The sequence below is a fragment of the Streptomyces sp. NPDC127092 genome, from assembly GCF_042722475.1.
GTDB lineage: Bacteria > Actinomycetota > Actinomycetes > Streptomycetales > Streptomycetaceae > Streptomyces.
In genome coordinates, this window is the sequence record NZ_JBHXFE010000360.1 from 1 (window position 1) to 1134 (window position 1134).

Genomic DNA, 1134 nt, shown 5'->3' on the forward strand with positions numbered 1-1134 from the left:
GGGCCACCACTGGTGGCGGCCTGGAGTGTAGAACGCGGAGACGAATGCCTCTTTGGAGGGGCGCGCGGAGGTGTCGACCGTGTAGCCGTAGGCCTCGAGACACGGGATGAGGTATTGGTCCCAGTAGTCATAGACGAGGCGGAGCTGCGGATCGGTCCAGTCCTGGGTGTAGCTCGGATCCACCGGGTGCTGTGCGTAGCAGGTCACGTAGGCCGCCTCGAAAGCAGACCTCTGGGACTCAGGTGGGGTGTCGATCTGAATTCCCCCGGTCGGACCGACCGAGTTCGGCCACCCGGCCTCGGCCAGGCATGTGGACACCATGCGGTCCGACTCGAGGGACGTGGCGTACCACCCGGAGCGCTCCACCTGAGGCGGCGCGGGCATTCCCGCCCCCTGAGCGTGCCGCGCGACTTGCTCACGGTAGGCGCGCTCCTTCTCCGCCTCCGTCGTCAGGAGGGGTTCGATCCTCTCGGTGGGAACCCACTGCGAGGCGTCCCAGGTCTTCTCGGCCGTCGCGGTGGGGGGAGCGGCGACCGTGGATGAACCGCCGAGGCCCGCAGACTCCCGACCGACGCAGCCGGTGAGGGTCAGGGCGACGGCCGCCACCAGGGCGGCCGTCGCAGGAATGCGTAATGAAGTCATCGGTGCCGGCGAGTCAGTACGGGTAGTAGCAGTAGCCGTAGGTGCCCGACAGGAGGAGTCCTGCGCTGCAGTCCTGCCGACCGGAGTCCGTCAGCGCCTGCGCTGGCACCGCACCGGAGACGGCCAACGGTCCAGCGACGGCCACGCCGGCACCGACCTTAGAAATCCGCTGCTTCATACCCATGTCGCTCCTCCTTATGGTTCACGCTCAGTCGTGATCTGCGTCACACTCTATGAAGGTGCTCGCCCTGTGTCCAGAGAATTCTCGGTCGGTCCACAGACGTGCCCCACCAGGGAGTCAAGAGGGTCCTGCGCGTGACGGATGCGCAATCTCAGGGGACGAATGAGCGCGGCCACACCGGCAGGGGTGGCCCGACGATCGGGTTTCGATACTCCCGTCACCGCCGCGCGCCCTAGCCCCGTACACCTCCGGCTCCGGAGAGGTGCGGGCTCGTGAAACTCACCGGCACCTGGATCGAGAAGGTCATCGGG

The 1134-nt window shown here is 67.0% G+C and carries 2 protein-coding genes; both read right to left on the reverse strand.

From position 1 onward, the window contains the following. On the reverse strand, positions 1 to 606 hold a 606-nt coding region (locus ACFWJO_RS40425; protein WP_386873363.1), incomplete at its 3' end, for a hypothetical protein. A 49-nt stretch (positions 607 to 655) separates the two neighbouring features. Further along, on the reverse strand, positions 656 to 826 hold the full coding sequence (locus ACFWJO_RS40430; protein ID WP_020621742.1) for a hypothetical protein: 171 nt from the start codon (positions 824 to 826) through the stop codon (positions 656 to 658). Between the last annotated feature and the right edge of the window lie 308 nt (positions 827 to 1134).

Coding starts and splice junctions, on each gene's coding strand:
- ACFWJO_RS40430 (WP_020621742.1), bottom strand. CDS start 826: ATGGGTATGAAGCAGCGGATTTCTAAGGTCGGTGCCGGCGTGGCCGTC.